Annotated in this window: 19 protein-coding genes; 10 read left to right on the top strand and 9 right to left on the bottom strand. The window is 60.1% G+C overall.

All coding sequences use genetic code 11. From position 1 onward, the window contains the following. The first annotated feature begins 78 nt into the window (after positions 1-78). Complete coding sequence (locus tag AEAC466_RS23710) at positions 79-606, top strand: TlpA family protein disulfide reductase (RefSeq protein ID WP_023456175.1); 528 nt, start codon at positions 79-81, stop codon at positions 604-606. On the opposite strand, the gene mutM is transcribed toward AEAC466_RS23710, so the two are convergent. The 4 genes from mutM to AEAC466_RS44350 all read right to left on the bottom strand — a co-directional run bounded on the left by mutM (position 607) and on the right by AEAC466_RS44350 (position 3,673). Further along, positions 607-1,485 carry a bifunctional DNA-formamidopyrimidine glycosylase/DNA-(apurinic or apyrimidinic site) lyase gene (gene mutM, locus AEAC466_RS23705; RefSeq protein ID WP_023456174.1) on the bottom strand — a complete coding sequence of 293 codons (879 nt, stop codon included), beginning with the start codon at positions 1,483-1,485 and terminating at the stop codon, positions 607-609. A 108-nt stretch (positions 1,486-1,593) separates the two neighbouring features. Next, a complete protein-coding gene (locus tag AEAC466_RS23700; protein WP_031237966.1) occupies positions 1,594-2,502 on the bottom strand; it encodes an aldo/keto reductase in 909 nt (302 codons plus the stop codon). A gap of 251 nt (positions 2,503-2,753) precedes the next feature. Then, positions 2,754-3,374 (bottom strand): carbonic anhydrase, encoded by a 621-nt coding sequence (locus AEAC466_RS23695; RefSeq protein WP_023456172.1) that lies wholly within the window; start codon positions 3,372-3,374, stop codon positions 2,754-2,756. Positions 3,375-3,436: 62 nt separating this feature from the next. Then, positions 3,437-3,673, bottom strand: a complete 237-nt coding sequence (locus AEAC466_RS44350; protein ID WP_155913438.1) for a hypothetical protein — start codon at positions 3,671-3,673, stop codon at positions 3,437-3,439. Positions 3,674-3,829: 156 nt separating this feature from the next. Between AEAC466_RS44350 and AEAC466_RS23690 the strand changes: the two genes are divergently transcribed. Further along, positions 3,830-5,491, top strand: coding sequence for an MFS transporter (locus AEAC466_RS23690; protein WP_023456170.1), 1,662 nt, complete (start codon positions 3,830-3,832; stop codon positions 5,489-5,491). 29 nt (positions 5,492-5,520) lie between these two features. On the opposite strand, the gene pbpC is transcribed toward AEAC466_RS23690, so the two are convergent. Next, positions 5,521-7,614 (bottom strand): penicillin-binding protein 1C, encoded by a 2,094-nt coding sequence (gene pbpC / locus AEAC466_RS23685; RefSeq protein ID WP_023456169.1) that lies wholly within the window; start codon positions 7,612-7,614, stop codon positions 5,521-5,523. A 60-nt stretch (positions 7,615-7,674) separates the two neighbouring features. After that, positions 7,675-12,699: an alpha-2-macroglobulin family protein gene (locus AEAC466_RS23680; protein WP_235074052.1), complete on the bottom strand. Its 5,025-nt coding sequence runs from the start codon at positions 12,697-12,699 to the stop codon at positions 7,675-7,677. A gap of 183 nt (positions 12,700-12,882) precedes the next feature. Here AEAC466_RS23680 and AEAC466_RS23675 point away from each other — a divergent pair, with 183 nt between their 5' ends. From AEAC466_RS23675 to AEAC466_RS43520, 4 genes are all read left to right on the top strand, one after another. Beyond that, positions 12,883-13,386 carry a response regulator gene (locus AEAC466_RS23675; RefSeq protein ID WP_235074043.1) on the top strand — a complete coding sequence of 168 codons (504 nt, stop codon included), beginning with the start codon at positions 12,883-12,885 and terminating at the stop codon, positions 13,384-13,386. Between the two features lie 90 nt (positions 13,387-13,476). Beyond that, positions 13,477-14,265 (top strand): class I SAM-dependent methyltransferase, encoded by a 789-nt coding sequence (locus AEAC466_RS23670; RefSeq protein WP_023456166.1) that lies wholly within the window; start codon positions 13,477-13,479, stop codon positions 14,263-14,265. A gap of 4 nt (positions 14,266-14,269) precedes the next feature. Continuing rightward, positions 14,270-15,781 carry a 2-polyprenylphenol 6-hydroxylase gene (gene ubiB / locus AEAC466_RS23665; protein ID WP_369794463.1) on the top strand — a complete coding sequence of 504 codons (1,512 nt, stop codon included), beginning with the start codon at positions 14,270-14,272 and terminating at the stop codon, positions 15,779-15,781. Between the two features lie 79 nt (positions 15,782-15,860). After that, on the top strand, positions 15,861-18,743 hold the full coding sequence (locus tag AEAC466_RS43520) for a PAS domain-containing protein (RefSeq protein ID WP_023456164.1): 2,883 nt from the start codon (positions 15,861-15,863) through the stop codon (positions 18,741-18,743). Here AEAC466_RS43520 and AEAC466_RS23655 read toward each other — a convergent pair. Further along, positions 18,740-19,387 carry a hypothetical protein gene (locus tag AEAC466_RS23655; RefSeq protein ID WP_031237961.1) on the bottom strand — a complete coding sequence of 216 codons (648 nt, stop codon included), beginning with the start codon at positions 19,385-19,387 and terminating at the stop codon, positions 18,740-18,742. The genes AEAC466_RS43520 and AEAC466_RS23655 overlap by 4 nt on opposite strands. 66 nt (positions 19,388-19,453) lie before the next feature. On the opposite strand from AEAC466_RS23655, the gene coaBC reads away from it, so the two are divergent. From coaBC to AEAC466_RS23635, 4 genes are all read left to right on the top strand, one after another. Further along, complete coding sequence (coaBC, locus tag AEAC466_RS23650; protein ID WP_023456162.1) at positions 19,454-20,665, top strand: bifunctional phosphopantothenoylcysteine decarboxylase/phosphopantothenate--cysteine ligase CoaBC; 1,212 nt, start codon at positions 19,454-19,456, stop codon at positions 20,663-20,665. A gap of 30 nt (positions 20,666-20,695) precedes the next feature. Continuing rightward, positions 20,696-21,148, top strand: coding sequence for a dUTP diphosphatase (gene dut, locus AEAC466_RS23645; protein WP_023456161.1), 453 nt, complete (start codon positions 20,696-20,698; stop codon positions 21,146-21,148). A 220-nt stretch (positions 21,149-21,368) separates the two neighbouring features. After that, positions 21,369-21,725 (top strand): hypothetical protein, encoded by a 357-nt coding sequence (locus tag AEAC466_RS23640; RefSeq protein ID WP_023456160.1) that lies wholly within the window; start codon positions 21,369-21,371, stop codon positions 21,723-21,725. Between the two features lie 185 nt (positions 21,726-21,910). Next, positions 21,911-22,249 (top strand): hypothetical protein, encoded by a 339-nt coding sequence (locus tag AEAC466_RS23635; RefSeq protein ID WP_023456159.1) that lies wholly within the window; start codon positions 21,911-21,913, stop codon positions 22,247-22,249. Positions 22,250-22,282: 33 nt separating this feature from the next. Here AEAC466_RS23635 and AEAC466_RS23630 read toward each other — a convergent pair whose 3' ends face one another. Further along, positions 22,283-24,007: an AmpG family muropeptide MFS transporter gene (locus AEAC466_RS23630; RefSeq protein ID WP_023456158.1), complete on the bottom strand. Its 1,725-nt coding sequence runs from the start codon at positions 24,005-24,007 to the stop codon at positions 22,283-22,285. 92 nt (positions 24,008-24,099) lie between these two features. Then, complete coding sequence (locus AEAC466_RS23625) at positions 24,100-25,638, bottom strand: response regulator (protein WP_031237958.1); 1,539 nt, start codon at positions 25,636-25,638, stop codon at positions 24,100-24,102. Positions 25,639-25,661: the final 23 nt, after the last annotated feature.

The raw sequence follows: 25,661 nt of genomic DNA, 5'->3' as shown, positions 1-25,661 counted from the left end.
CGGCCGGAACAGATGTCCAGTTGCGCTTTTCCGCCTCTACTTATACGCTGTAGCATACGATCGGGGGAGGCGCCACACATGTCAGTCATCAATCGACGCACGCTTATGGGCGCCGCCCTGACCATGGGCGCGGCCCTGTCGTCATCCGTTCAAGCGAAGCCCCGGATCGGCCAGCCGGCGCCGAAATTCAGCCTGACCACTTTCGACCAAAAAACGATCCGGCTCACCGACCTGATCGGCAAGGTGGTGGTGTTAAACTACTGGGCGGTCTGGTGCGGGCCGTGCAAACAAGAACTGCCGGAAATCGACGCTTACGTTCGCCGCCATGTCGGGGACGACCTGAAGGTATTTGCGGTTACCATCGATGACGCCGTCTCCAACAAGGACCTGAAACCGCTGGCCACCACCCTGTCCTTCCCCCTCGCCAGATATATCAATGGCAGGGGTTATGGCCCAATCGACGGTGCCATTCCGAGCAACTATGTGATCGACCGATCAGGCGTGCTGCGTTATGCCCGCGCCAACGCCTTCAACTATGGCACCTTCGACCAGTTGATTACGCCCCTGCTGGCTGAAAAGCCGGTTCAGACGCCACCGGCTGTCTGATCATAGCTGGCAGACCGGGCAGAAGAAACTGGATCGTCCCTGATGCACCTTGCGTTCGATAATGCCGCCATCTTTGCGCAGACACGGCTCTCCTTTGCGGTCATAGACACAGAAACGGTGCTGGAAATAGCCCAGTTCACCGGATGTCGCCGCGAAATCGCTGATGGATGAACCGCCGGCCGCTACAGCCTCTTCCAGGATACTCTTGATGCCATCGACCAAAGCCACGGCCTGGGCCAGTGTCAGAGCCGATGCCTTGTGATCCGGTGACAGACGCGCCCGGTACAGCGCCTCACAGACATATATATTGCCCAACCCGGCAATGCCGCCGCCCTTGGCGTCGCCCTGCGCCATCAGCAGCGCCTTCAGGTTCACGTTGCGCCCCTTGGCCATGCCCAGGAGGTAGGCGGCGCTCAGGTCGCCCGACAGGGGCTCTACGCCCAGGCCTCGGAACCACTTGCTGTCATAAAGGGCGTCCGGCGTGAGCAGAAGCATGAAACCAAAGCGGCGTGGGTCATAGAAATCGATACGTGCCACCGCTTCGCCTTTCGTCGCCAGGCACTGAAAATGCAGGTGCTTTTCGTCGGGCGCGACCGCATGGTAATAGCGGGCCAGGTCGTCCGGAGTATCATTGATCTGGAACCGACCCGTCATGCCCAGGTGCGTGACCCACACATCCTGGGTATCCAGCCAGGCCAGCAGGTATTTCGCCCGCCGCTCCAGCCGCAATACGCCAGCACCTTCCAGGCGTTGCGCGAAATCGTCGGGAAACGGGTAGCGCAAATTGGCGCGATGCAGCCGGACCTCGCTGAGGCGCGCGCCTTCCAGATGCGGCGCAAGACCGCGCCGGACCGTTTCGACTTCGGGCAATTCGGGCATGAGACAGTTCCGTCAGGGCTGGGGGAAATAGCTACCCATGCCCGTTACGCGACAATGCCCGACGATATCAATATGAAAAACCCGGACGCTCGGGTTCGGGTCAGGTCCTCAGGCGACCCTGACAAGACGGCGCGCCGCCTGTTCACCCAGATCGGCGAACCACATCTGCGGATCGAGCGCAACGTCGTCATTCAGCGCCATGGCCTCATAGTTGATACGCGGCGCCTTACGTTCAGATGCGGCAACAATGGCGCGCAGTTCTGCCGCAGAGGTCACACCGACGATGACCATGGATACCCCCGGCAGGTTAAGCGCAAAACTGAGAGCGGCATGCAGGGGGTCGGCGCCACTTTCCATCATGATCCGGCGGACGCGCGACAGGTGCGGCCCGATCGGAATCAGGTTGGCCGGCAAGGCTTCGCGGGGCAGGAACAGCAGTCCCTGCAGGAAGACCGATCGGATCTGTACCTCGACCCCCAGACCCGCCAGGGTTTCGATGTCGCCGTTGCGCACCAGGCGTTGATCGAGGATCGACGCCGGGACCTGCATGATGTCGGGCTTGAAGCGCCGGGCGAGCAGGACCGGCTGGTCGGCGTGGGTAGCCGATATGCCTATCTTGCTGATCAGCCCTTCGCCCTTCAGCTTTTCAAGCCGCGCCCACAGGGCATCGCCGTTGGGGCCCATGAGGTCTTCGGCGCAATCTATCAGGGCCGAATGTGCCCGCACCAGGCCCATATGGTCAACACTGCGACGCAGACGCGATTCCAGCCAGTCGAGGCCTTTTTCCAGGCGAAGCGTACGAAGCTGGGGCTTGAAGGGAGACGGAAACGGCCAGCAACGACCGAGAATGCGTTCGACATCGCCATCATAATGGGCGGCGTCGATATTCAGGATCTTGCAATCGGCCGCCAGCTCCAGAATTTGGCGCACTTCGTCCTCGCTCACGCGACCCCGCGTGTTCGATATGCCGTAATCACCGCCAAATTGAGCGGAGCCGAGACCTAAAGTTGCCGCCATGCGTGAAAACAATCCGAAGACCCGGCCAAGGTGTCACCGGCCACAGCCGCGAATCCTTAACCATAAAATACCTTCCGACTTTGGCGTCCAAATCTTAAAGAAGCTCTTTACAGGAAATAAAAAACCCATGCGTGCGCGAACGTTTTTTAATAAAAAACGTGGTTAACAGGGGGTTAATTTTCGTATTTTTGGCGGAAAGTCAGAAATTTATCCGCATAACGGCGATAGGAACGTAGACTCCAAAAAAAGTGTCAGACGTCGAAAATTTCCAGGCGATCCTGCAAGTTACTGACTGTTACCCCTTGATCGGTAACCAAGCCGTTGCGGATGGAATAGACCCAGCCATGGATTGAAAGCGGTTGGCCACTGCGCCAAGCCGCCACTGTTATAGGGTTGGTCGCAACATTCCTGACCTGGGCGATGACGTTCAGTTCGCACAGGCGATCCAGCATAATTGTGTCATCTTCGCAGGCTTCGAGTTCGTGACGATGTTCATGCGCCACTTCGCGGATCGGCGACAGCCAGTGATCTATCAGGCCATGGTCTGTCGATTCAATGGCCGTGCGCACGCCGCCACAACCATAATGGCCGACCACCAGAACATGCTTCACCTTAAGGACATGCACGGCATACTGAAGCACACTGAGATAGTTGGCGTCCTGCTGCGGCGCCAGATTGGCAACGTTGCGGTGGACGAACATCTCGCCGGGATCGAGATTGACGATTTCGTTGGCGGGCACACGGCTATCCGCGCAACCGATCCAGAAATATTCCGGCGTTTGCTGATTGACCAGTCGTGTAAAGAACTGAGGATCTATCTCTGTCTTTTGCCGAGCCCACTTGCGATTGTTGTCGAGCAATTCGTCCAGCATGCCTCAATCCTCTCAAAAAAAGTGTCGGCCTTATACCCCCCGCGCCTGCAAGATCAACCCTTTTACCGGTGCGGAATCAGCTTTTCGATCCCTGTTTTGACATAGCCGACGCCCTGATCGACGGTGGCGCCGGCTTTTTCAAATGAGCCCTGCCACACAAAAAGGATCAGCACAGCGACCCCGACCAAGCCAAACAAGCCTTCAACGATGTTGAGCATGATCTGCATTGGTTGAATGCGCCTGACCTTCACATAGGAGGTTAGGCCCTCTGGCGCCATTACCGGACCGGAAAATCTCATTGTAAACCCCCGCCATGCCGTTTCACAGGCACCTTAACCATAAATGCGGCAAGAATCGAGTCTTCTCATAGCCGCCCGAATAGCCTTGTTTTCCGATTTATTTTCGGTCAAATGCCATTTGACAAGTCCGAATATGCGGACAGGACAGGGGCCATTATGACGACTGAAGTAACTAAGCCGAAAAACGGCGGGCTGCGCACCATCGTGATTGCGTCGGCGGCCGGCACCACGTTCGAATGGTACGACTTCTTTATCTTCGGCACCCTGACCGCCACTATCGCGCAAAATTTCTACGCCGGGCTCAATGACACCCTGGCGACGATCGCGGCCTTGGCCACCTTCGCTGTGGGCTTTATCGCCCGGCCGCTCGGCGCGCTTGTTTTTGGCCATATCGGCGACAAGAAGGGGCGCAAGGGCACCTTCCTCTACACTATCCTGGTCATGGGCCTGGCCACCATCGCCATCGGCCTGCTGCCGACCTACAAGCAGGTCGGGCCCATCGCTCCCATCCTGCTTATAGCCCTGCGTGTTATTCAGGGCTTCGCGTTAGGCGGCGAATATGGCGGGGCGGCCATCTATGTCGCCGAACACGCCCCCGCCAACAAGCGCGGCGCCTATACCGGCTGGATTCAGACCTCGGCCGCCTTCGGTCTCATTTCGGCCCTGCTCATTATTCTAGTCACGCGCAAGACGATAAATAACGATGCCGCCTTCAATGACTGGGGCTGGCGCATTCCATTCATCGTCTCAGCCGGCCTGCTCATCGTTTCGGTCTATATTCGCGCCAAGACCGCCGAAAGCCCGGCCTTCAAGGCCTTGCATGAACAGGGCCAGATCGCCAAGTCACCCCTGTCTGAAATCTTCACGCGCTGGCGTAACCTGAAAGGGATGCTCATCGCCCTGTTCGGCTTCATGACGGCCCAGGGCGTGGTTTGGTACACCGCCTTTTTCTACACCCAGATCTTCCTGACGTCGATCGTCAAGCTCGATCCCGCCCTGAAGGACACCCTAATCATGGGCATGACCCTGGTGTCGTCCCTTCTCTACGTCACCTTCGCCTCCCTGTCCGACCGTATAGGCCGCAAGCCGGTGGTCATTTTCGGCATGATGCTGGCCTGCCTGACCTTCTTCCCTGGTTTCCAGATGCTGATGAAGTTCGGCAATCCCGATCTGGAAGCCGCCCAGACGGCCAATCCGGTCTATGTCGTCGCCAACCCGGCCCAGTGCACCTTCCAGTTCGACCTGTTCGCTACCGCGCAATTCACCTCACCGTGCGACCTGGCCAAAAGCATCGTGACAGGCGTCGGAACCCCCTACACCAACCGGGCCGATGTATCGGCCGGCGAGGCAGCCAGCATCCATATCGGTGACGAAGTCATAAGCGTTCCCTCCGGCAAGGGCCTCGACAAGGCGGGCATAAAGGCGCTGAAGGCTAAGGCATCCGGCGAGGTCAAGGCCGCGTTGAAGGCCGCCGGCTATCCCGACAAGGCGGACCCGAAGAAGGTCAATGCCTGGGCGATGTTCGCCGTGCTGTGCGTATTCGCCGTCGCCTGTACCGCGCTTTACGGTCCGATGGCATCGCTATTGGTCGAAATGTTCCCGACACGAGTCCGCTATACCGCCATGAGCCTGCCCTATAATATCGGGACGGGCTGGTTCGGCGGCCTGCAACCCGTGCTCAGTTTTGCCATGGTGGCGGCATCTGGCAATATCTATTTCGGCCTATGGTATCCGGTGGCAACGGGCCTGATTGCCGCCGCCGTATCCCTGCTGTTCCTGAAGGAAACGCGCGGCCGCGACCTAAATTCCATCGAATAGGCAGCCCATCTGCGAGCTTAAACAGGGTTTTAGCGGATATCGCCCTTGATCGCCTTGACACGAACATGGCTGCGATCCTCGTGACCCGCCGCATCGATGACGCTCAGGTCAAAAAATCCTTCCGTCGGCGGCGACCAGCTGTACTCGCCATTGGCATCCAGTTTCAGGGGCTGGCCATTGACGTACCATTCGACAGGCCGTAGCCCGCGGGCCGACAGCTTAAGCGGGCGGGTGACGGTCAGGGCCGCCTTGTCGTCCCGGACCTCAACATAGACGGTGGCATTGTTCGGCGGGAAGAGGATCGAGGCTTTCGATTCCGGCGTGCCAAGCATTTTGAGGCCGCGCGGTGCGCCGGCAGGATCTATCGCCTGAGGCACCTGGCTTGGTGCCTGCAACTGGTCAAAGACGTCGAACAGCAGGGGCGCCGCGGCTTCACGGCCTGTCTGATCGGCGCGCGCGCCGCCATCCGGGCGCCCAGTCCACACCAGCACCGCATAGCCCCCCGCCACCCCGACCGCCAGGGCATCGCGGTAACCGTAAGACGTTCCGGTCTTGAAAGCCGGTCGATTGGCGTTTTTCATCAGGGGCCCTGGCAGGCGGCCTTCCGGCGGGGGCGTTTCGCGTAAAATCGATATAACCCGGTCGGCGGCTTCCGGACGCATGAGGCGCTGGCCGCCTGAGGTCTGTTCTTCGCCGACCGTATAGGCCAGCGGTCGCGCCAGCCCGTGGTCACCCAAGGCCGCATAGAGAGCAGCCAGGTCGTTGAGATGAATGCCCTCCCCGCCCAGCGCCAGGGCCAGGCCGGATTCTTTCAGGCCCGATTTTGGCACGACCAGCTTCACACCGACAGCCTCAAGGCGCCCCTGGAACGCTTCCGGCCCGATACGGTTGAGCACCGCGACCGCTGGCACGTTCAGCGAATTGATCAGCGCCTCCTTCACCGACACCTCGCCGTGGAAAACCCGGTCGAAGTCTTCTGGCTGATAGTCGCCAAAGCGTGTCGGCGCATCCATCAGGCGGGTGTCGGGCGCCACCACGCCATCTTCGAACGCGAAGCCGTAGATAAAGGGCTTGAGCGCCGAACCGGGCGAGCGCAAAGCGCGCGACATATCCACCCAACCGCCGGGCCGGTCCAATCCGCCGCCGCCAACACTCGCCCGCACACCACGCGTCTTGATATCGACCACAATGATGGCCACCGACGAGTTAGGCCCCTGCTGTTTCGCCGTCGCCGCGGCCATGGCTTCCAGACGGGTTTGCAGATTGGCGTCGATCGTTGTCACCACTGTCGCCTGGAGCCCACGGGCCGACCGCGCCAGCCGCCCTGCGGTGTGCCAGGCCAATGTCGGAAAGACAAAACGCGACGTCACCATGGGCTCACTCGCCGCTTCACGCGCCTGGGCTGTGCCGATAATATTGGCGGTGGCCATACGCTGCAAAATCAGGTTTCGGGCACTCATCGCTGTTTTCGGATGACGGTCCGGCCGGCGCGCTTCCGGCGCCTGAGGCAGGGAAATCAGCAGGGCCTGCTCGCCCAGGGTCAGGCTTTGCGGTTCATGGCCGAAATAGCTGAGCGATGCGGCGCGCACGCCTTCGAGGTTCCCGCCATAGGGGGCGAGCGTCAGGTACATGGCCAGGATATCCGATTTTGAATATCGCATCTCAAGCTGAACTGCGCGCAGGGCTTCGACCAGCTTGTTGCCGTAGCTACGCGGATGCGGGCTGAGCAGGCGCGCCGTCTGCATGGTGATGGTCGATCCGCCGGAGACGATATTGCCTGCGTGCAGATTGGACAAAAGCGCCCTTACAACCGAGGTGGCATCGACGCCGGGGTGCCAGTAAAAACGTTCGTCCTCGACACGGATCACATGACGCAGAAAGGTCGGGTCAGTACGTTGCAGATCGGCGCGGATGCGCCAGCGTCCATCATCCACCGGAAGGGCGCGCAACCAGGCCCCGTTGCGGTCGAGCGCCACAGCGGAGGCCGTCATCGCCCGCGACATATCCGGCGGAAAAACCAGATTCAGCGCCGCGATGATGAGTTGAACCCCCAGCACACCGATCAGGACCTTGACGAGCGGGGCAATCAGTTTTTCTGAATGGATAGTCTTAAGCCTGAACACAATCGCATGTCTTCCCCCTCTCCCGAACGCGGGAGAGGGTTGGGTGAGGGGGCGGGCGGGTTAGCGCGCGCCGATGACCATGCGGCCACCCTGGGTGCGGCCGTAGGTTTCCGGACGATAGAAGTCCTTCGCTTCCGCGCCCGGCAGGTAGAAGTCGCCTTGCGTCACCGCGCGGGCGATATAGGCCATGCTAAAGCTGTTCGAAGCCGTAACATCCAGCGCCGCGATGAAGCGGTCGTCGCGCGCTTCCGACACCTTCAGATCGGTCAAGGTGCCGACGAAGCGGAACGGACCATTCTTCGCATCTTCATTGGTCAGGGTCGATTCGATTTCGAAACCGGCAGGCAACGGATCGTCAACGACGATGGGCCGCAGTTCCGCCCGATCCGAGCGACCGGAAATGACCACCAAAACCTTCTGCCCCTGAGTCAGGTGCGACGGATCGAGACGCGAGCCGTCCAGGTTATAGAAGGTCTTGACCAGCGATATTCCATGCGATTCTGCGCCCGGCGCCGCGATCGGCGTACCGATCACCGTCACCGTCCGCCAGATCGGACCCGATCCGCCGTTCTTCAGGCGTGCCGCCGCCAATTGCCCAATGCCGTAACGCTGGACATTGAGGCTGCTCGGCAAAACGCTCACGCCTTGGGCGTCGATCTTGGTCGCGCCGGCAGCCTTCATCATGTAGGAGGCCGCCTTTAGCACATAGGCGCTTTCGATGGTGTTCATCTGCGACGGGCTTTTCATGGCATTTTCCAGACGCGGGATGAGTGAGCGGGCAATATCGCCTTCACCGACTTCGTAAGCCAATGCGATGATGCCGGCCAGATCACGCAGCGGCGTCTGGTACCAATCGTTCGGATCTGAGTAGCCGAGCGCCTGGATTGCTTCGTTGAACGCCAGGCGACCGCGCGAACGATCCCCCATCATGACCAGGCCGGCCGCAATCTGGGCACGGGCCAGAGGCGATTTTTCCTCACGGAACTGAACGTCACGATACCAGCGCAGCCGCGCCAGGTCGCCCGAATGGGCCTTGGCCAGGACGTACAGCGAATAGGCCGAGGCACGCGAACGCAGTTGCTTGGTCAATTGTTCGCCGGACACGCCGAACCAGTTCCAACTGGACGGGACGCTGAGGCGATAGTTGACGCTGGCATAACCGTCCGGACGTGACATCTGGCGCATGGCATTGAGCGATTTGTCGATGGCCTCCTGAGGCACATAAACGCCACGGGCCTTGGCTTCGAGCAGGAAGTCGGTGGCATAGGCGCCGACAAAGCCATCGGCATTACCATCGCCGGGCCGCCACAGGCCGAAGGCGCCATCCTGCGACTGGCGATCGAGGATCTTGTCTGCGGCCTGTTTCAATGCGGCCTGAGCCGGACCGGCGGCTGTCTTGCCTACCAGCGATTCCGACACGAACAGCCACGGCATGGCCGCCGACGTCACCTGTTCGGTGCAGCCATAGGGATATTTACTGAGATTAGCAGCCAGAGGAGCCGGATCGATGTTGCGGAAGGGTGAGTAGCTGACCTCTACCGTGGCGGACCCCGGCTGGAGCCCTGCCAGCAGGGCGCTGTCAGGCGTCCAGACTTCATTGACCTTCTGCGACGCGGTCATGACGCGGGTTTGCGGCCCCCAACCATTTCGGGTCTGAATCTGGAAGCTGTCATTGAAGACGTAGCCCTGACCGTTCAGGCCGATCTGAACCGTGGAAATGCCGGTCCGATTGGGTGCGGTCATCGGAATGGTCTCAATCGCGCCCTGGCCCCTGTTGAGATTGAACGCCTTTTCAAACGCCAGGATCAGACCTTGCAGGCCCTTGACCACGGCCTTGTAAAGCCCCGGCTTGCCGTCCGTATTGTCCAGCTGCAAGGTAGCGAAGGCGGTATCTCCGGGGGCCAGGAAGCGCGGCAGGGCCAGATCGGCCACCACCGGCTCACGGATAATCATCCGGCTGTCGGCCTTGCCAACGGCATCGTCGGTCCAGGCGACGGCCATGACGCGCAATTCGCCATTGAACTTCTGAATCGGCAGGCGGATATAGGCCTTGCCATCCAGGCCGGTCTGAACCACCCCAGACCACAGAGCGATGGTGCGGATGGGCGTGGTTGTCAGGCCTTCGCCACCCAACTGGTCACCCCCGAAGGTCGGCGCCGCCGCACCGAGATTGGGGTCGAGCAGACGGCCGTAATCATCGTTGTAATCAACGCCCAGCGCACGCTTGCCGAAGTACCAATCGACCGGATCGGGCGACTTGAACTTGGTCAGGTTGAGGATACCCTGATCGACCACGGCGACGCTGACCTTGGCGCGATCGCCGATCTTGACGCCGCTAATCTGGATCGGCACGTCGATGAAACCGTTGCCGTTCTTGTCAACCTGCGGGCGCTGCGGCTGGTCGGAGGCCAGAACCTTGACGCCCAGCTTGCGCGACTTCGGATCGAGCGGCACATAGATGAGGCCGATGGCGCGGCGAGGCTTGGACGACGTCACCGGATCGCGCGGCTGCATGACGCTGACCATGATGTAGGCGCCGCCGCCCCAGGCCGCCGAGGATTTCAGGCGCACCGTCGTGCCGTTCTCGCCGACCGATACGGTCTTCAGGTCGATGAGGTGATCGGTCGCCACCGCGATCTGGGCTTCGCCCTTGTACGGACCTTTCAGGGTCAGTTCGATAGTGTCGCCCTGGTTATAGGTTTTACTACCCGTCGTCAGGCGAACGAAATCTGGCGCGTCCGTGCCCTTTTGCGTCGATCCCCAGCCGGAGGAGAAGCGCGTCACAGTGCGAGCCTGTCCAGGCAATTCGACTTCCAGACGATAATCGCCCCAGTCGAGATTGCGCTCGAACGAAGCGCCGGTATTGGCATTCAGGTCGTAGGTCTTGGTGGAGACCACGACGTCGCGATGGGTCGAGCGCCAATTCCACTTCCCGCCGGAAATGTACCAGTCATAGTCCCAGACTTCCGAAATCAGCTTGACCACCACGCCCTTGGCGGCGGTCTTCTGGCCCTGGGGCGTCAGGCCGATAATGTTGAAGGCCATGCGCGGCGCATCGCGCCAGTTGCGGTCCTTCTGGTCCACCTTGACGCCGAGATAGAGCGGCGCCGTCTTGATCCGCAGAGTCTGGCTTTCCCGCACGGGCCGCCCGCCCGGTTCGAACACCGACGCCGTCAGCAGCACCGTCAGGGGCTGAGTCGTGTCGCCGGCCAGGGAGGCCTGGAACGGGAACAGCGCATTGCCTTGACCATCGGTCGTCGTGCCGGGCAAATCGACGTATTTTTCTTCATACGGCTTGGTTTCATCCCCGAAGCGATATTCGTTAAAAGCCGGGAACGGGTTGCCATCGGCACGGATGCGCGCCTCTCCGGTCACCTGCAAGCCTGCGCCAATGGCGCCATAGAGATAGCGGGCATTGACGGTGACGGGACGCGTTTCCGTGGGCGACAACATGGGGCGCTGGGCGTCCGCCTTGATATCGACGCCAAGGCGTTGCGGAGCGAAATCTTCAACGGCGAATGAGGTCGAACCTGCCGGTTGATCCATGCCGGTCAATTCGACGCGTGCCGACCATTGGCCGCGCGGTGCGGATTTCGGCAGGGTGACATTGGCGCCCGCATAACCCATCGGCGTTTTGTCGAAATGCAGGCGGAAGGCTTCCACGCCTGATGGGCGCGAAATAACGATGACGCCCTTCCGGTCCTTGATGACGCGGCCTTCCGGATCGCGGATCATGGCCACCAGGTGCACGCTCTCGCCGGGACGGTAGATGCCGCGGTCAGCGTACATATAGCTATCGACGCCCGACGCATTCGCCCGGCCGTCGCCCTTTTCGCCGCCCGTATCGCGACCGCCGACATTGTGGGATGTCAAATCCATGGGCGAACGATCGAGTTCGCTGGCTGTAAAATCGTCATTGGCGCCATAGGCCATGACCATCTTGGCTGTCAGGGCATCCTTGCCTTTCAGCAGCGCGCCACCGAACGTGGCGCGGCCATCAACGTCGGTACGGGCTTCGCCCAGAACATCGCCATTGCTGGCGACCAGATCGACCTTGACGCCGGACAGGGGCTTGGCGGTTTTCAACGACCGCGCCACGACGTCGAGACCATTCTGACCCTTGTAGGTAGTCAGGGCCATGTCGGTGTACAGTATCCACCGGCGCGCCTTTGCCGGCTCATCGCTTTCATTTTTGTCACGCCCGCCGGAGGCGTCGCGCACCTTGACGACATAGGCACCCGGTTTCAGGGTCTTCAGAACTGCGCCGAGTGGGAAAACGGTCGTGACACGATCGCCGTTGCCGGACTTGACCGCCACCTTGCCGGTCCAGATCTTGACGCCGATATCATCGGCGGAATCGTCGCCATAGCCGTAATCATATTCGCCTTCGGCCACCGGGTCGGGCGCGGAAACCTGCTTGCGCACCAGGTTGCGATCGGAAACGTGCCAGACTTCGAACGCCAGAGCTGAGACATTGACAGTCTCAACGGCCACACCATCGGCTTCTTCGCGCGGCAGGATGACGCCGTTACCGGCAAAGCCGACATAGGGCGGCTTTTCTCCGAAGCTGAAATCGAGGTCGCGATTTTCCTTCAACTGTTCGCTGCCCTTGCCGGGCAGCCCCTTCAGAAGGGTAATGCGGCGATCATTGAAACCGAAGCCCGATACGCAAAGCGTGTCATTCTTCACGGCAATGGCGGGCGCCGACGGCAGGGCTGGCGACACGACAACGTAATCGCCATAGGGCTTGCTGGCATCGAGCGGCTTTGAGAACTGCACGCACGCCTTGGGCGATGCGCCGGACGTGTCGAGGGTTTGTTTCCAGACGTCGAACCCATCCGGCTTACGATCACCGGCGCGCGGCGCGTTTTTGTCACGGACCTTGCCGAACAGGCCGGTCGCAGGCTTTCCAATCTCACCTGCGGCGGCGGCGGTCTTTTCGCGCGCATTGCTGCTCAGGGCATGATCGGTCAGAAAGCCAATCCCGAAGCCCGCAATCAAAACCGCGGCGGCGCCCGCGATAAGAGTTCGGTTGTGCCAGTCGATCATGGTGAGTCCCCCGTCGCGACCAGGGTGCTTCGACACCCTGAATTTTCTTTGATGGACGACTCAAAGCATGAATTGCGCAAAGATCAATCTTTGTTTTGTCAAATCTGCAAATAAGGCTAGTGATTTTATAAAGCGGACACACCCGCCGAACGACGCCTATAGTATATTACCATTTTCGGCCAATGTAGAACGCGGAAACGGTAAAGGAGACGATTGCAATTGAGTCAGTTTGCACGCGTAATGGTGCTTGTAGTAGACGATAACCACTACATGCGGGTGATTGTCTGCACGATGTTGCGTGCCATTGGCATCACCCTGATACGCGAAGCTTCTGACGGGGCGGAAGCCCTCGAAATCGTTCGCGACTGGCGCCCCGACGTCATCATTCTCGACCTTGTCATGGAAACCATCGACGGCATTGAATTCACCCGTCTGATTCGTCGCGGTACCGACAGCTCTCATCCTTATGTACCCATTATCATGATGACCGGCCATACCGATCGCCGGCGCGTGCTGGAGGCCCGGGATGCTGGCGTCAATGAAATTGTCGCCAAGCCATTGACCGCCCGCGCGCTGATCGACCGGCTGAAGAGCGTGATCAACAATGAACGCGGATGGGTCAAGTCGTCCACCTATGTCGGTCCCGATCGCCGCCGCCGCACCTTGCCCGGTTATAAGGGACCTTTCCGCCGTACGGCAGACAAGGCGGATGGGAAGATGTAGGCCTAACCGCCGCCACAACGCGACATTTTGCCCGCGACCCAGCCATATTTCCACTTCGCAAAGGCACCGGTTTCGGGCTACAACGCGCCCATGACCCAGCAAGCCACCTCCCCTTTTGGTTTCAAGGATGTCGACGCCCGCGAAAAAGTCGCGATGGTCCACGACGTCTTCCGCAATGTCGCCGACAAGTACGACCTCATGAACGACGTCATGTCCGGTGGCGTCCATCATGTCTGGAAGGATGCCGCCTGCGCCCGCCTCAATCCGCAACCGGGTGAGATCATCATCGACTGCGCCGGCGGCACCGGTGACATCGCGCGCCGACTGGCCAAGCTGGCGCGCGCCGCCAAGGCCCGGCGTATCGCGCGCGGGTACGAGGCCCGCGACGCCGAGATCCGCATCATCGACTATAACGAAGCCATGATCATGGCCGGTCGCGAAAAATCGGCGAAACGGCATCTCGACGAGCCGGAGATCACCTGGTCGGTCGGCGACGCCATGAACCTCGCCATCGCGGACAAGTCCGTCGACGCCTACATCATTTCGTTTGGCATTCGCAATGTGGCCGACGTCCAGGTTGCGCTCAACGAAGCCCGCCGCGTGCTCAAGCCGGGTGGACGTTTCTTCTGTCTGGAGTTCTCGCACCCGACCTCTTCAGTAATTGCGAAAATCTATGAAACCTATTCGTTCAAGGTCATTCCATTCATGGGCCAATTGGTTGCCCAGGACCGCGATAGCTATCAGTACCTGGTCGAAAGCATTCAGCGCTTCCCTGATCAGGACCGGTTCAGGGACATGATGGAAACGGCCGGCTTCAAACGCGCCCGTTACACCAATTTCACCGGTGGGGTCTGTGCCCTGCATGAGGGCTGGGCGTAGGTTATTGGCGTCTCTCAGTACATGGATGCGCATGTTCCGCACGGGATTTATCCTGTTGCGTTACGACGCCCTGCTGCCGGAAGAAACGGCGCACCTGCTGCCGCCCTTGCCGCGCGCCCTTGCCGCCATCCTGCGCAGCCTGTTTGCCAAGAAAACGAAACTGCGCCCGGGCGAACGCTACGCCGTCGCCTTCCAACACCTTGGCCCCGCGTTCATCAAGCTCGGTCAGGTGCTGTCAACGCGCGGCGACATCTTCGGTCAGGCGTTCATTACCGACCTGGCGCATCTCAAGGATAATCTGCCGCCATTTTCGCACGCGGTCGCCGAAGCCAGCGTCATAGAGGCGCTAGGCAAGCCCGTGGACCAGATATTCTCGCATTTTGGCGAGGTCATTGGCTCGGCGTCTATCGCCCAGGCGCACGAAGCCGTCTTGCTCGACGGCCGCAAGGTCGCCGTGAAGATTCTCCGCCCGGACATAGAGGCGGTGGTTGCTGCCGATATCGCCATGATGAGCCTAGCGGCGCGTATCGTCGCCTTTGCCTTCCCGTCAGCGCGACGTCTGGAGCCAGTCGCCTTTGTCGGCGCGGTGGCGCAGTCGTTGCTGCTCGAACTCGACCTCAGGCTGGAGGCCTCGGCGTGTGACGAAATCGGCAAGATCATCAATGCCGAACCATGGATGCGCGCGCCGAAAGTCGTCTGGCATCAGGTGGCCCGCCGCGTTCTGGTAACGGAATGGGCCGACGGCACCCCGCTGTCGCGTCCCGAAGCCCTCACCCTGCCCGGCCTCGATCACAAGGAGGTCGCCGACAACCTGATCCGGGCCTTCCTCAGCCAGGCGCTGGACCACGGCGCTTTTCACGCCGACCTGCACGAAGGCAACCTGTTCATCGCAGCTCCGGCCCGTCTGACCGCCATCGATTTCGGCATCATAGGCCGTCTGCGGCCCAAAGAGCGCCGCTATCTGGCCGAGATGCTGTGGGGCTTCCTACGTCGTGACTATAAGCGCGTCGCCGAGGTGCATTTCGAAGCCGGTTACGTGCCACGCACACACAATGTCGACAGTTTCGCCCAGGCCCTGCGCGCCGTCGGGGAACCCGTCCTCGGTCAGAAGGCAACCGAAGTATCGATGGGCCGCCTTCTGACTCAGCTGTTCGAAATCACTGCGCAGTTCGACATGCATCTGCGTCCGGAACTGGTCCTGCTGCAAAAGACCATGGTCAGCGTCGAAGGGGTCGCACGACGCATTTACCCTGAGCATAACCTGTGGGAAGCCGCCCGCCCGGTGGTCAAGGACTGGATTTCACGTGAACTGTCGCCCGTCGTCGAGGCCCGGCGCATCTTCGAAAAGCTGGTCAGCCGCCTGCGTACGGACGACGAGGAAGAGGTAAGGTCGAGAGCCGTTGTTGATATCGCAACGCTTCAGATTGTCGCTCGCCAGGGACGCACTTTCGGCATGGTCGCTCTCGTCGTTTCCGTTCTGTCACTGGCGGTGCTCGTCTGGATGGCCGTGCGGTAACAATTCCGCGCCGATCCCGTTTGTTAATTTACAGCTTAACTTAAGCGTCTTATCGTTCGGTCGTGACAACGAGGGCTGAATGACTCAGACGGCACCCGAAAGCGAACAGACGTCCGAATTGGCTTTCCTGGCCGGCGAGGGCGAAATGGCAACGCTGATGCGCGCCAAGGACTGGACCACCACGCCCTTAGGCCCTCCGCAGGCGTGGCCGCAATCCCTGCGCACCTGCGTCCGGCTGATGCTGAATACGCGTCATCCCGTCTTTCTGTTCTGGGGTCCTGATGCGATCTGTCTGTATAATGATGGATATCGCCAGTTGCTGGGGCGCGAGCGGCACGCTATCGCCCTTGGCAACCGAGGCGCCATGGTGTGGGAGGAAATCTGGCACATTATCGGCCCGCAGGTTGCTCAGGTCATGGCGGGTAATGGCGCTACCTGGCATGAAAACGACCTTATCCCGCTGACACGCGACGGCAGGCGTGAAAATACATGGTGGACATACAGCTATTCGCCGATCGATGAGGACAGTGCGCCGAACCGCGTCGGTGGCGTGCTGGTTCTGGTATCGGAAACGACGCAAACCGTTCTGGCCGAGCGGAAGCGTTCGGCTGAAATGGCACGCCTGCGCAGCATGTTCGAGCAGGCGCCCAGCTTTGTCTGCATCATGCAGGGCCCATCGCACGTTTTCGAGTTCGTCAACAATGCCCACCGCCAGTTGTTCAATAGCCACGATTGGGTCGGCAAGCCCTTGCGCGAGGCCTTCCCCGACATCGCGGGACAAGGCTTTTACGAAGCCATGGACCATGTCTATACCAGCGGGGAACGCCTGATTTTCAAGGCGACTCCGGTGCGCTTTCATGCCGGGCCGCAAGCTGTGGAATCGGTGCGTATACTCGATTTCATCTATGAGCCGATGCGTGACGATACCGGCACGATCTCTGGTATATTTTGCGAAGGATTTGATGTCACGGAGGCACACAAGGCCGAGGAGGCCTTGCGACGGTCCGAGGAACAGCTGCGTCTGGCAACGGAAGCGGCCGGCATTGGCCTATGGGATGTCGATCTGACTAGCGGCCAGCTATACTGGCAGCCGCGCGTCAAGGCGATGTTCGGCCTGTCCGCCGACGTGCCGGCGATCATCGACCATTATATCGAAGGCCTGCACCCGGAAGATCGCGACGAGACACGCGCCAAGTTCGCCGCTGCAACCGACCCGGCCCTCCGGGCCACCTATGACGCCGAATACCGCACCGTCGGTATCGATGACGGTGTGATCAGATGGATATCGTCACGCGGTCGGGGCATTTTCAACGATGAGGGCGTATGCGTTCGCGTTGTCGGCACGGCCGCCGATATCACGGCGCGCAAACAGGCCGAAGAAAAGTTGCGTGAACTGAACGAAACCCTGGAAAAACGTGTCAATGCCGCGGTAGCCGAACGCAAGCTATTGGCCGATATTGTTGAATCGACCGACGCTATGATCCAGATCATCGATCTTGATTTCAACTGGCTCAGCGTCAACAAAGCCAGTGCCGACGCTTTTGAACGCATTTTCGGTGTCCGCCCCGCGGCCGGTGATAATATGTTGAATGCCCTGGCAGGCCACCCGAAGCAGCAAGCCGCCGTCCGCCAGATTTGGGGGCGGGCTTTGTCCGGTGCCCCGTTCACGGCGGTCGAACCGATCGGAGAAGACAGCTCCGATCCGCGCTATTACGAAATGAAATTCAACCCCTTACGCGACAAGGAGGGGCAGGTAATCGGCGCATATCAGTTCGTCTACGACGTCACTGAACGGCTACACGATCAGGCACGGTTGGCCGAAGCGGAAGAACAATTACGTCAATCCCAAAAAATCGAAGCCATCGGCCAACTGACCGGTGGGATCGCTCATGACTTCAACAACCTGTTGATGGTCATTACCGGAGGCCTGAGCATACTGGAGCGCCAGCCCGACACCGACAAGCGCCAGCGCATCCAGGCCGGTATGCGCCAGGCGGCCGAACGCGGCGCCTCCTTGACCCGGCAGCTACTGGCCTTTTCGCGCCGCCAGGCCTTGCGGCCCGAGCCGGTCGATCTTGTGCATCAGGTCGGCAGCATGCGTGAATTGCTGGATCGGACGCTCGGCGCCAATATCCAGATTGAAACTCTTTTTCCAAGTGACCTGTGGCCCGTGACCGCCGATCCGTCAGAACTGGAACTGGTGGTGCTGAATTTATGCGTCAATGCGCGCGATGCCATGCCCAATGGCGGGTGCATTACAATTTCGGCCGAAAACGTCCATCTGGCTCACGACGGCCAGGAAGGTGACTTTGTCAAGTTCGGTGTAGAGGACACCGGCTTTGGCATGACGAAAGACGTGCTGGCGCGCGTCTTCGAACCATTTTTCACCACCAAGGACGTCGGCAAGGGAACCGGCCTGGGCTTGCCACAGGTCTATGGTTTCGCTCATCAGTCGGGTGGCGCCGTCGAAATTGAAAGCGTGGTCGATCAGGGCACGATCGTCACGCTCTATCTGCCGCGCGCCGATGCCGCCCCCGCGGAGACGGGGGTGTCGGTGAACCTCGATACCGCGTTCAACGGACCGCGCGGCAAGGTCCTGCTAGTCGAAGACGACGAAGAGGTATCCACCCTGGTGGCTGAAATGCTGGCGCAACTCGGCTTCGATGTCACCCGCGCCGCCAGCGCGCAGGGGGCGTTGGGCGCCCTGGCCAACGGGCGGACCGTCGATATTGTCTTTTCCGATATCATGATGCCGGGCGGTATGAACGGCATTGAACTGGCGCGCGAAATTCATCACCGTCGGCCCGGCCTACCCGTTTTGCTGACGACCGGCTATCCCGAAGTCGCCCGCCACGACGCGGCCAATGAGGGTGTCGAGCTATTGCCCAAGCCTTACGACCTGAAAGCCCTTCAGGCCGCGTTAAACCGCGCCATGACCGCCGCCGCTACCCAGGCGACCTAATCGGCGGCCCCAAAACTGTCGCGGCGGGGTGTCCGGCGCTCACTTTCGATCTGCTTCTGCTTTTGCCAATAGGCCGTGCCGTTGTCCGGTCTGAATACGGTTCGCGGCGCACCCGCCTTGGTCATGACCGCGAAGACATTGCCCTTCGGGTCGTAGAACAAGGTATCCCCATTGCTGCGTTTCAGGGTCTGAGTGCCGGGCGGTGGATTGTGTATGAAACCATGCACCATGGCCATGTAGTCGGAATAGGACTTGGCCGAAAACTCTGGCCCGTGACGTTCGAAGTGGTAGTGGGCGTTTTCATCGGCCGAATATTTGCGGTTCTTGGACCATAGGGGCCAATCGCCGTACCGTGTTTCGCTAATGTCTGCGCGCGGTCCCTTGGGCAGGGGAAGCGGTTCACCCAGATGCGGCGCTTTGGCGCCGGCATAGGACGCTTCGCCCGGGATAGGCATCGACGCCTGTTCTACCGGCCCGGCCGAAGCGGATACAGCCTGATCCGGTTTTTGCGCCCAGGCGGGTGCTTTTTCGGGTTGGGCCTGTGAACTCGGCGCCGCGCCCGCACCATCCGGCAAAACCGCCGACGGTCCGGCATCACAGGCCGCCAGTCCCAGCAGCAATAAAAATGGCCACAGCGCCCGCACGTCTTGTCCCCTTGCTTCCGTCTGCTTACCTATGGCACAAGCGGCGCAATTCGCAAAGGAGACCGCATGACGGCGCAACCGCGTGTATTGCTGATCATCGGCGGCGGCATAGCGGCCTATAAATCGCTGGAGCTGATACGCCTGCTCAAAAAATCGGGCATTGCGGTTCGTGTCGTCCTGACCGGAGCGGCCCAGGCCTTCGTCACGCCTTTGACGGCGGCCGCCCTGTCGGGTGACAAGGTCTATACCGACCTGTTTGACCTGACCGATGAAACTGAAATGGGTCATATCATGCTGTCGCGTCAGGCCGATCTGGTCGTCGTAGCACCAGCCACGGCCAATATGATGTCGAAGCTGGCGAACGGGCTGGCTGACGATTTGGCCTCGACGCTTTTGCTGGCCACCGACAAGCGCGTACTTCTGGCCCCGGCTATGAATGTGCGCATGTGGCACCACCCCGCCACGCAGCGCAACCTGGCGACACTTCGGGCCGACGGCGTTTTGTTCACCGGCCCGGACGAGGGCGATATGGCCTGCGGCGAATACGGTCTGGGCCGCATGAGCGAGCCTGAAGCGATCCTGGCTGCCATTCGGCTGCACCTCGGTGGGGGCGAAGGCCCGCTCAAAGGGCACAAGATCGTGCTGACGGCCGGCCCGACCTTCGAACCGCTCGATCCCGTACGCGGCCTGACCAACCGGTCTTCCGGCAAGCAAGGCTATGCCATCGCCGAAAGGCTGGCGCGTGACGGCGCCGAGGTGACACTGATTTCCGGTCCCGTTGCCCTGGCCACACCGCCGGGCGTGACGCGCGTCGATGTTGAAACCGCGCAGGAGATGTACGCCGCCGCCCACGCCCACCTGCCGTGCGACGTCTTTATCGGCGTCGCCGCCGTTGCCGACTGGCGGGCCCGGGACATCGCCTCGGAAAAGCAGAAAAAGACCTCGGACAACGAACTGTCTGTGGTTTTCGTGAAAAATCCCGACATTCTCGAATCCGTGTCCAAGCACCTGAATTTACGGCCGCGTCTGGTCATCGGTTTCGCCGCCGAGACGCAAAAGCTGGAGGATTACGCCAAGGCCAAGCTGGCCTCCAAGGGCTGTGACGCCATTGTCGCCAATGATGTGTCCGAAGGTGTATTCGGCACTGGCAGCAATGCCGCGACCCTGGTCGATCTCAACGGTTTCACGCCCATTCCCGGCACGACCAAGGCTGATGTCGCTGATTTTCTCTCCGCCTATATCGTTAGGCGGCTTGACACCCTTGGCCGACCGGCCTGACTCCCCTCTTCCTTCCTGAAAGCGACACCCATGACTGTAACCGCCCATGTCCTCCAATTGCCCCACGCGACAGGTCTGACCCTGCCCGCCTACGAAACGGACGGTTCGGCGGGTCTCGACCTGAGAGCCGCTATTGCAGAAGGCGAAGAGCTGGTGCTGAAACCCATGGGCCGCGCCCTGGTGCCGACGGGTTTGAAACTGTCCGTACCGCAAGGGTATGAGGTTCAGGTGCGTCCCCGATCCGGCCTGGCGTTGAAATTCGGCATCACCTGCCTGAATTCACCCGGCACGATCGACAGCGATTATCGCGGAGAGGTCGGCGTCATCCTCGTCAATCTCGGTTCGGAAGATTTTGTCATCCGCCGCGGTGACCGCATCGCCCAGATGGTCGTGGCCCAACATGCGCGCATTGTATGGGAAACGCCGGAAGCATTGGAGACTACCGTGCGGGGTGAAGGTGGTTTCGGATCTACCGGGCGATAAATTTCGCCTGATGAGCGAGCCCAATTCGCCCATCAGCACACATTTGTGATCAATACTTCGATATTTCCATTTTGCAGGAAACACAAATCGGCCCAGCCTCATCATTATGACTGACGGGTCAAAGCGCGCCGATGAACGGGGCGTGAACAACTGCCTCAAAAGAGGTTCAGACTTGCTGGTTTTAATCAGGCTGAACACCAGCTTTTGAAAGAGACCGCCAATGGGCGACTTTACGCAGTTCCTTTGGGCCATGTGGGATTCGACCCAGGCCGCCCTGATCGGGCTCAACCCCGTCCCGGTAGTCATTTTCGGGCTCTTTTTCGGTATGATACAGTCACGTCGAATGCCTGCGTGGATATTGGCGATCATTGCGGTTATCCCGGCGGTCATTGTGACTGCTCTGCTGCCGCGCGCCATAGGTTACCAGGCGATCTGGCCCGATGTGTTGCAGTTGGAAGTGCAGATACAGATCGCGATGCTGCTGTTGATCGCCTATGTAACGATCCGCATTATGGGCTTGATAAAGCTCACCCTTTCTCTCATCGGGCCAAAGGCCAATAGCCATAAGACGGTATAATCCGCCGAAATCCGCATGGTTTTTTGATTTTTCGTTAACCATGGTAAGGTGATGGTGGGCCGTCGCAATGGCCCACCTTGCCTTTACCTGTGTTGCGCCGGTCCGCCCCCTTAAGCGGCACGCGCGAGTATCGCTGTTCCCGGCGGAGTGCGTACCCTTGTTTTTAGCGAGATGAAGGATACCCTATGAACGATATCTGGCAATTTTTTATCAGTGTCAGCGACGGTTTTCGCGCGGCCCTAGGCAGCGTCAATCCCTTGCCCATTCTGGTCGTGGCCATCGCCATCGGCCTATTGCAAAAAAGACCCGAAAAATACGCCCTGAAGGCCGCGGCCGCTTTGGTCCTGGTCCTGGCATTCAACATTTTTCTGCCCGTCGTATCCGGCGGCCGGCCGGCGTGGGCTGACATCCAGCACATCGAGTCAGTTGCGCAATACTTCCTACTGTACGTCTTTGCCTATGGCATGATCGGCGTACTGGGCAGCATGAAATCACTGATGAATGTTCAGGCGAAAAAGGCCTGATATGTGCCGTTCTGATTGCATCAGAACGGCGATCTATTCCGGTTGCGGCTGTTCGGCTTTGAGTTCGCTGCCTTCGACGCGCCGGATATGCAGCCAGATGCACATGGCGATGGCGACAAAGCCGATGACGATCGTGTAGGCGAAAAAGGCGAAATAGCCCGCTCCCATGGCGGCGGGCGTTACCGCCAGCTTGGCCGAAGCAACCGTGTAAGAATCGGCGTGCAGGTTTCCCATCAATCCCTTGAAGATGGCACTAAAGCCGCCGGCATCGGCCGCCTTGGCCGAACCTTCGACGATGCGGCCGGACTGTGAGGCCACGAGCTTGCCCAAAATGGCGTAGAAGCTTGAGAATATAGCGTATTGCGGCGCCGTGTATTGCGGCGAAACCAGCGTGGACATATAGGCGATCAAGGCCGTGCCGGCGATAGAGGCGGCAACGTTATCCATAGCTAGGGCGACGGCGAAGATCGGCAGGGAATGGCCGGCACAGGCCAGCCACATAAAGCCAATGTGGCTGAATGGCCCGACAATGGCGCCGATCAGCAGCGACTTGCGCACGCCGAAACGCGCGATCAACCAACCGGCGACACCCACACCGATAACCAGCATCAGCACGCCAAAGCCCTTGCGCATCTCTCCGACCACGTCCAGCGAAAAGCCGAGGTCGACATAAAACGGGTTCATGATGCTGAGCGTGAATTCGCTGATGCGGTACAGGCAGATCAGGGCGAAGATGAAACCGGCCCAATCCTTGTACCGTCGAAAAAAGTCAGCCAGTGGCTCGATGAACGCGCCCTTGAAATAGGCGCCGGGACGCGTCGGCCACGGAAGAGGCAGGCAGGCGCTCATCATCAGGGCGAGCCCCACCAGTGTAAACGGAATTTGCAGGAACGGTCCGGTCTGCTTCGAGGTAAAGGCGGCCTTGAACGTTGCCTGGGCATCTAGGCTCACGCCGATGTGGCCAATCAAGCCGTTCATCAGGTCGGCATTGGCGGTCAGGCCAGACCCCACGGCCAGCGCCGCAATAAGGATAAGCAGCACGCGGCCGATCCATTCCAAGACTTCGAGGGCCGGACGTACCGCCAGGCCTTCGTAGTGAATCGGACGCGGGTGATGCGCGGGTCCGCGCGGCGCCAGCAGGACCGCTATCCAACCGATGATCATCATCAATGCCATGGTGGCATAGGCCAGGGGCCAGCCAATTCGCGACGACAGGATCAGCGGCACGGCACCAGCCACCATCATGGCAATGCGATAGCCCCATTGATAGGCCGCTGTCATGATCCCTTGCAGTTCCGGTTCGACGGATTCGATCCGCCACGCGTCCATGACAATGTCCTGGCTGGCGCCGAAAAAGGCGGTCAAGGCGGCAAAGGCAGCCATCTGGCCCAAATTAACCGTCGGATTGGTGGCAGCGATGCCGAGCAGCCCGAGCGCCACGGCAGCCTGCAAGACCAGCATCCAGGCGCGGCGATGCCCCAGTCTGTCGTTCAGCCACGGTACGTTCATCCGGTCCAGTAACGGCGCCCACATGAATTTCAAAGTGTAGGAAAAGGTGACCAGCACGAAAAAGCCGATGACCTGAAGAGACAGGCCTTCGACCCGCAGCCAGGCACTCAAGGTATCGTTGACCAGCAGGAACGGCATGCCGGACGCATAACCGAGCGCAAGCATCAGCAAGGGTTTAGGACGGAAAAAGGCCAGCAAGGCCGCCAGTGCCGATATTTTCGGCTTGTCCTTAGCATCAGACGCGTTCATTCAGGTCCCCTGTCCGTTCGGGCGGAGACGGTAAGTGGCTTTGGTTATGCTGTAAAGGTTCGGAGTCTTTCCCGAGTGTGGCGTTCTGGAGATTACGCGCTTTTGGCTTCGCGCGACGCGCAGGTCCAGGTTTGCAAGCGGTGCTTCAGCGCCACCAGTTCAATGGGCTTGGTGAGGAAATCGTTCATGCCGGCATTGATGCTGGCGCGGCGATCTTCTTCATAGGCGTTAGCGGTCAGGGCGATGATCGGCGTGCGAATGCCCAGGGCGCGGACTTCGCGTGTCGTGCCAATGCCATCCAGGCCCGGCAAGCCCAAATCCATCAAGATGATATCGAAACTGCGCTGTTTGAGAATATCGATCGCTTCTTCGCCAGACGACGCCCGCTCCACGCGACAGCCTTCACGCTGGAGCAGGATCTGCGCCAGCAGCGCGTTGACCGGATTGTCTTCGACCAACAATACCGATTTGTCCGGCGCGGCTTCGCTGACGATGCGGTCATCGTCATTATGGCCCGCGCCCGGCGTGTCGCGTGACCGGTCATGCAGGGCTTCAAGGCGTTCCAACAGGGACGAGCGGCGCAGAGGCTTTATCAGATAACCGGCCCAACCCTGTTCACGCCAGGCGTCGATCTCATCGCGTTCTTCCGGCGCCAGCAGGATAAGGCTGCGAGATGAGGGCGCCTTGGTCGGCGTCATGAAGGCTGCGCGGTCGGCCAGCAGAATAGCCTGCGGGTCGAAAATATCTTCCGGACGTGCGACGCGGCTAAGACGGCAATAGGCGGCGGCCAGATGGCATTGGGCACCTTCGGCCAGGATGGCGTTATCGCCGATAAAGGCAATGGCGTGGGGGTATTGCGAGCGCGGGGTCTCGTTGCTCAGGCCATATGGCGCACGGAACTCGACGGTAAAAATCGAGCCCTTGCCCATCTCGGACTCAAGCGTAAGCGTGCCGTTCATCACTTCGACCAGCTTCTTGACGACTACCAAGCCGAGACCTGCGCCGCCGTAACGGGTGGCGTGGCTCGGCTCGACCTGACCATATTCCTCGAAAATACGGGCGCGGGCTTCTACGGGAATGCCGGCGCCGGTATCTCTGACGCTGAAAACGATCATACCAGAGTCAGACAGGCCGACATGTATCAGTACCCCACCTTGCGTCGTGAATTTGATGGCATTGCCGGCCAGATTGAAGAGGATCTGGCGCAGGCGGCCTTCATCGGCGTGTATATAGTCAAGACGCGGGTCGAGCGACCAGACAACCTCGATGCCATTGGCATGGGCGCGCGGCGACAGCAGCTCAGCGACCCCCTGCAACAAAGGCTCAAGACGGACTTCGCTGATTTCGAGCGCAATATGGCCAGCATCCATACGCGCATAGTCGAGCAGGTCGTTAACCAGGGTGAGCAGGTGATCGCCAGATTCGCGCGCGGTCTGAATATAGGAGGCCTGATCCGGAGTCAGGGAGGTCCGCGTCAACAGCGACAACATACCCATGACGCCGTTTAGCGGCGTGCGAATTTCATGGCTCATCAATCGGAAAAAATCTTCACGGGCCTTCAACCGTTCCTCAGGCGACAAGCGCTCTTCAGGGGTTTTAGAGGTGTCGGGCCCGGTAAGGGAAATTGGCATTCGGATTCTTCCGCAATCTATCT

Source organism: Asticcacaulis sp. AC466 (genome assembly GCF_000495815.1).
GTDB lineage: Bacteria > Pseudomonadota > Alphaproteobacteria > Caulobacterales > Caulobacteraceae > Asticcacaulis.
The sequence above is the reverse complement of the archived record's forward strand: the minus strand, read 5'-3'. Positions and strand labels throughout refer to the sequence as shown.

Coding starts and splice junctions, on each gene's coding strand:
- AEAC466_RS23710 (WP_023456175.1), top strand. CDS start 79: ATGTCAGTCATCAATCGACGCACGCTTATGGGCGCCGCCCTGACCATG.
- mutM (WP_023456174.1), bottom strand. CDS start 1,485: ATGCCCGAATTGCCCGAAGTCGAAACGGTCCGGCGCGGTCTTGCGCCG.
- AEAC466_RS23700 (WP_031237966.1), bottom strand. CDS start 2,502: ATGGCGGCAACTTTAGGTCTCGGCTCCGCTCAATTTGGCGGTGATTAC.
- AEAC466_RS23695 (WP_023456172.1), bottom strand. CDS start 3,374: ATGCTGGACGAATTGCTCGACAACAATCGCAAGTGGGCTCGGCAAAAG.
- AEAC466_RS44350 (WP_155913438.1), bottom strand. CDS start 3,673: ATGAGATTTTCCGGTCCGGTAATGGCGCCAGAGGGCCTAACCTCCTAT.
- AEAC466_RS23690 (WP_023456170.1), top strand. CDS start 3,830: ATGACGACTGAAGTAACTAAGCCGAAAAACGGCGGGCTGCGCACCATC.
- AEAC466_RS23670 (WP_023456166.1), top strand. CDS start 13,477: ATGACCCAGCAAGCCACCTCCCCTTTTGGTTTCAAGGATGTCGACGCC.
- AEAC466_RS43520 (WP_023456164.1), top strand. CDS start 15,861: ATGACTCAGACGGCACCCGAAAGCGAACAGACGTCCGAATTGGCTTTC.
- coaBC (WP_023456162.1), top strand. CDS start 19,454: ATGACGGCGCAACCGCGTGTATTGCTGATCATCGGCGGCGGCATAGCG.
- dut (WP_023456161.1), top strand. CDS start 20,696: ATGACTGTAACCGCCCATGTCCTCCAATTGCCCCACGCGACAGGTCTG.
- AEAC466_RS23640 (WP_023456160.1), top strand. CDS start 21,369: ATGGGCGACTTTACGCAGTTCCTTTGGGCCATGTGGGATTCGACCCAG.
- AEAC466_RS23635 (WP_023456159.1), top strand. CDS start 21,911: ATGAACGATATCTGGCAATTTTTTATCAGTGTCAGCGACGGTTTTCGC.
- AEAC466_RS23630 (WP_023456158.1), bottom strand. CDS start 24,007: ATGAACGCGTCTGATGCTAAGGACAAGCCGAAAATATCGGCACTGGCG.
- AEAC466_RS23625 (WP_031237958.1), bottom strand. CDS start 25,638: ATGCCAATTTCCCTTACCGGGCCCGACACCTCTAAAACCCCTGAAGAG.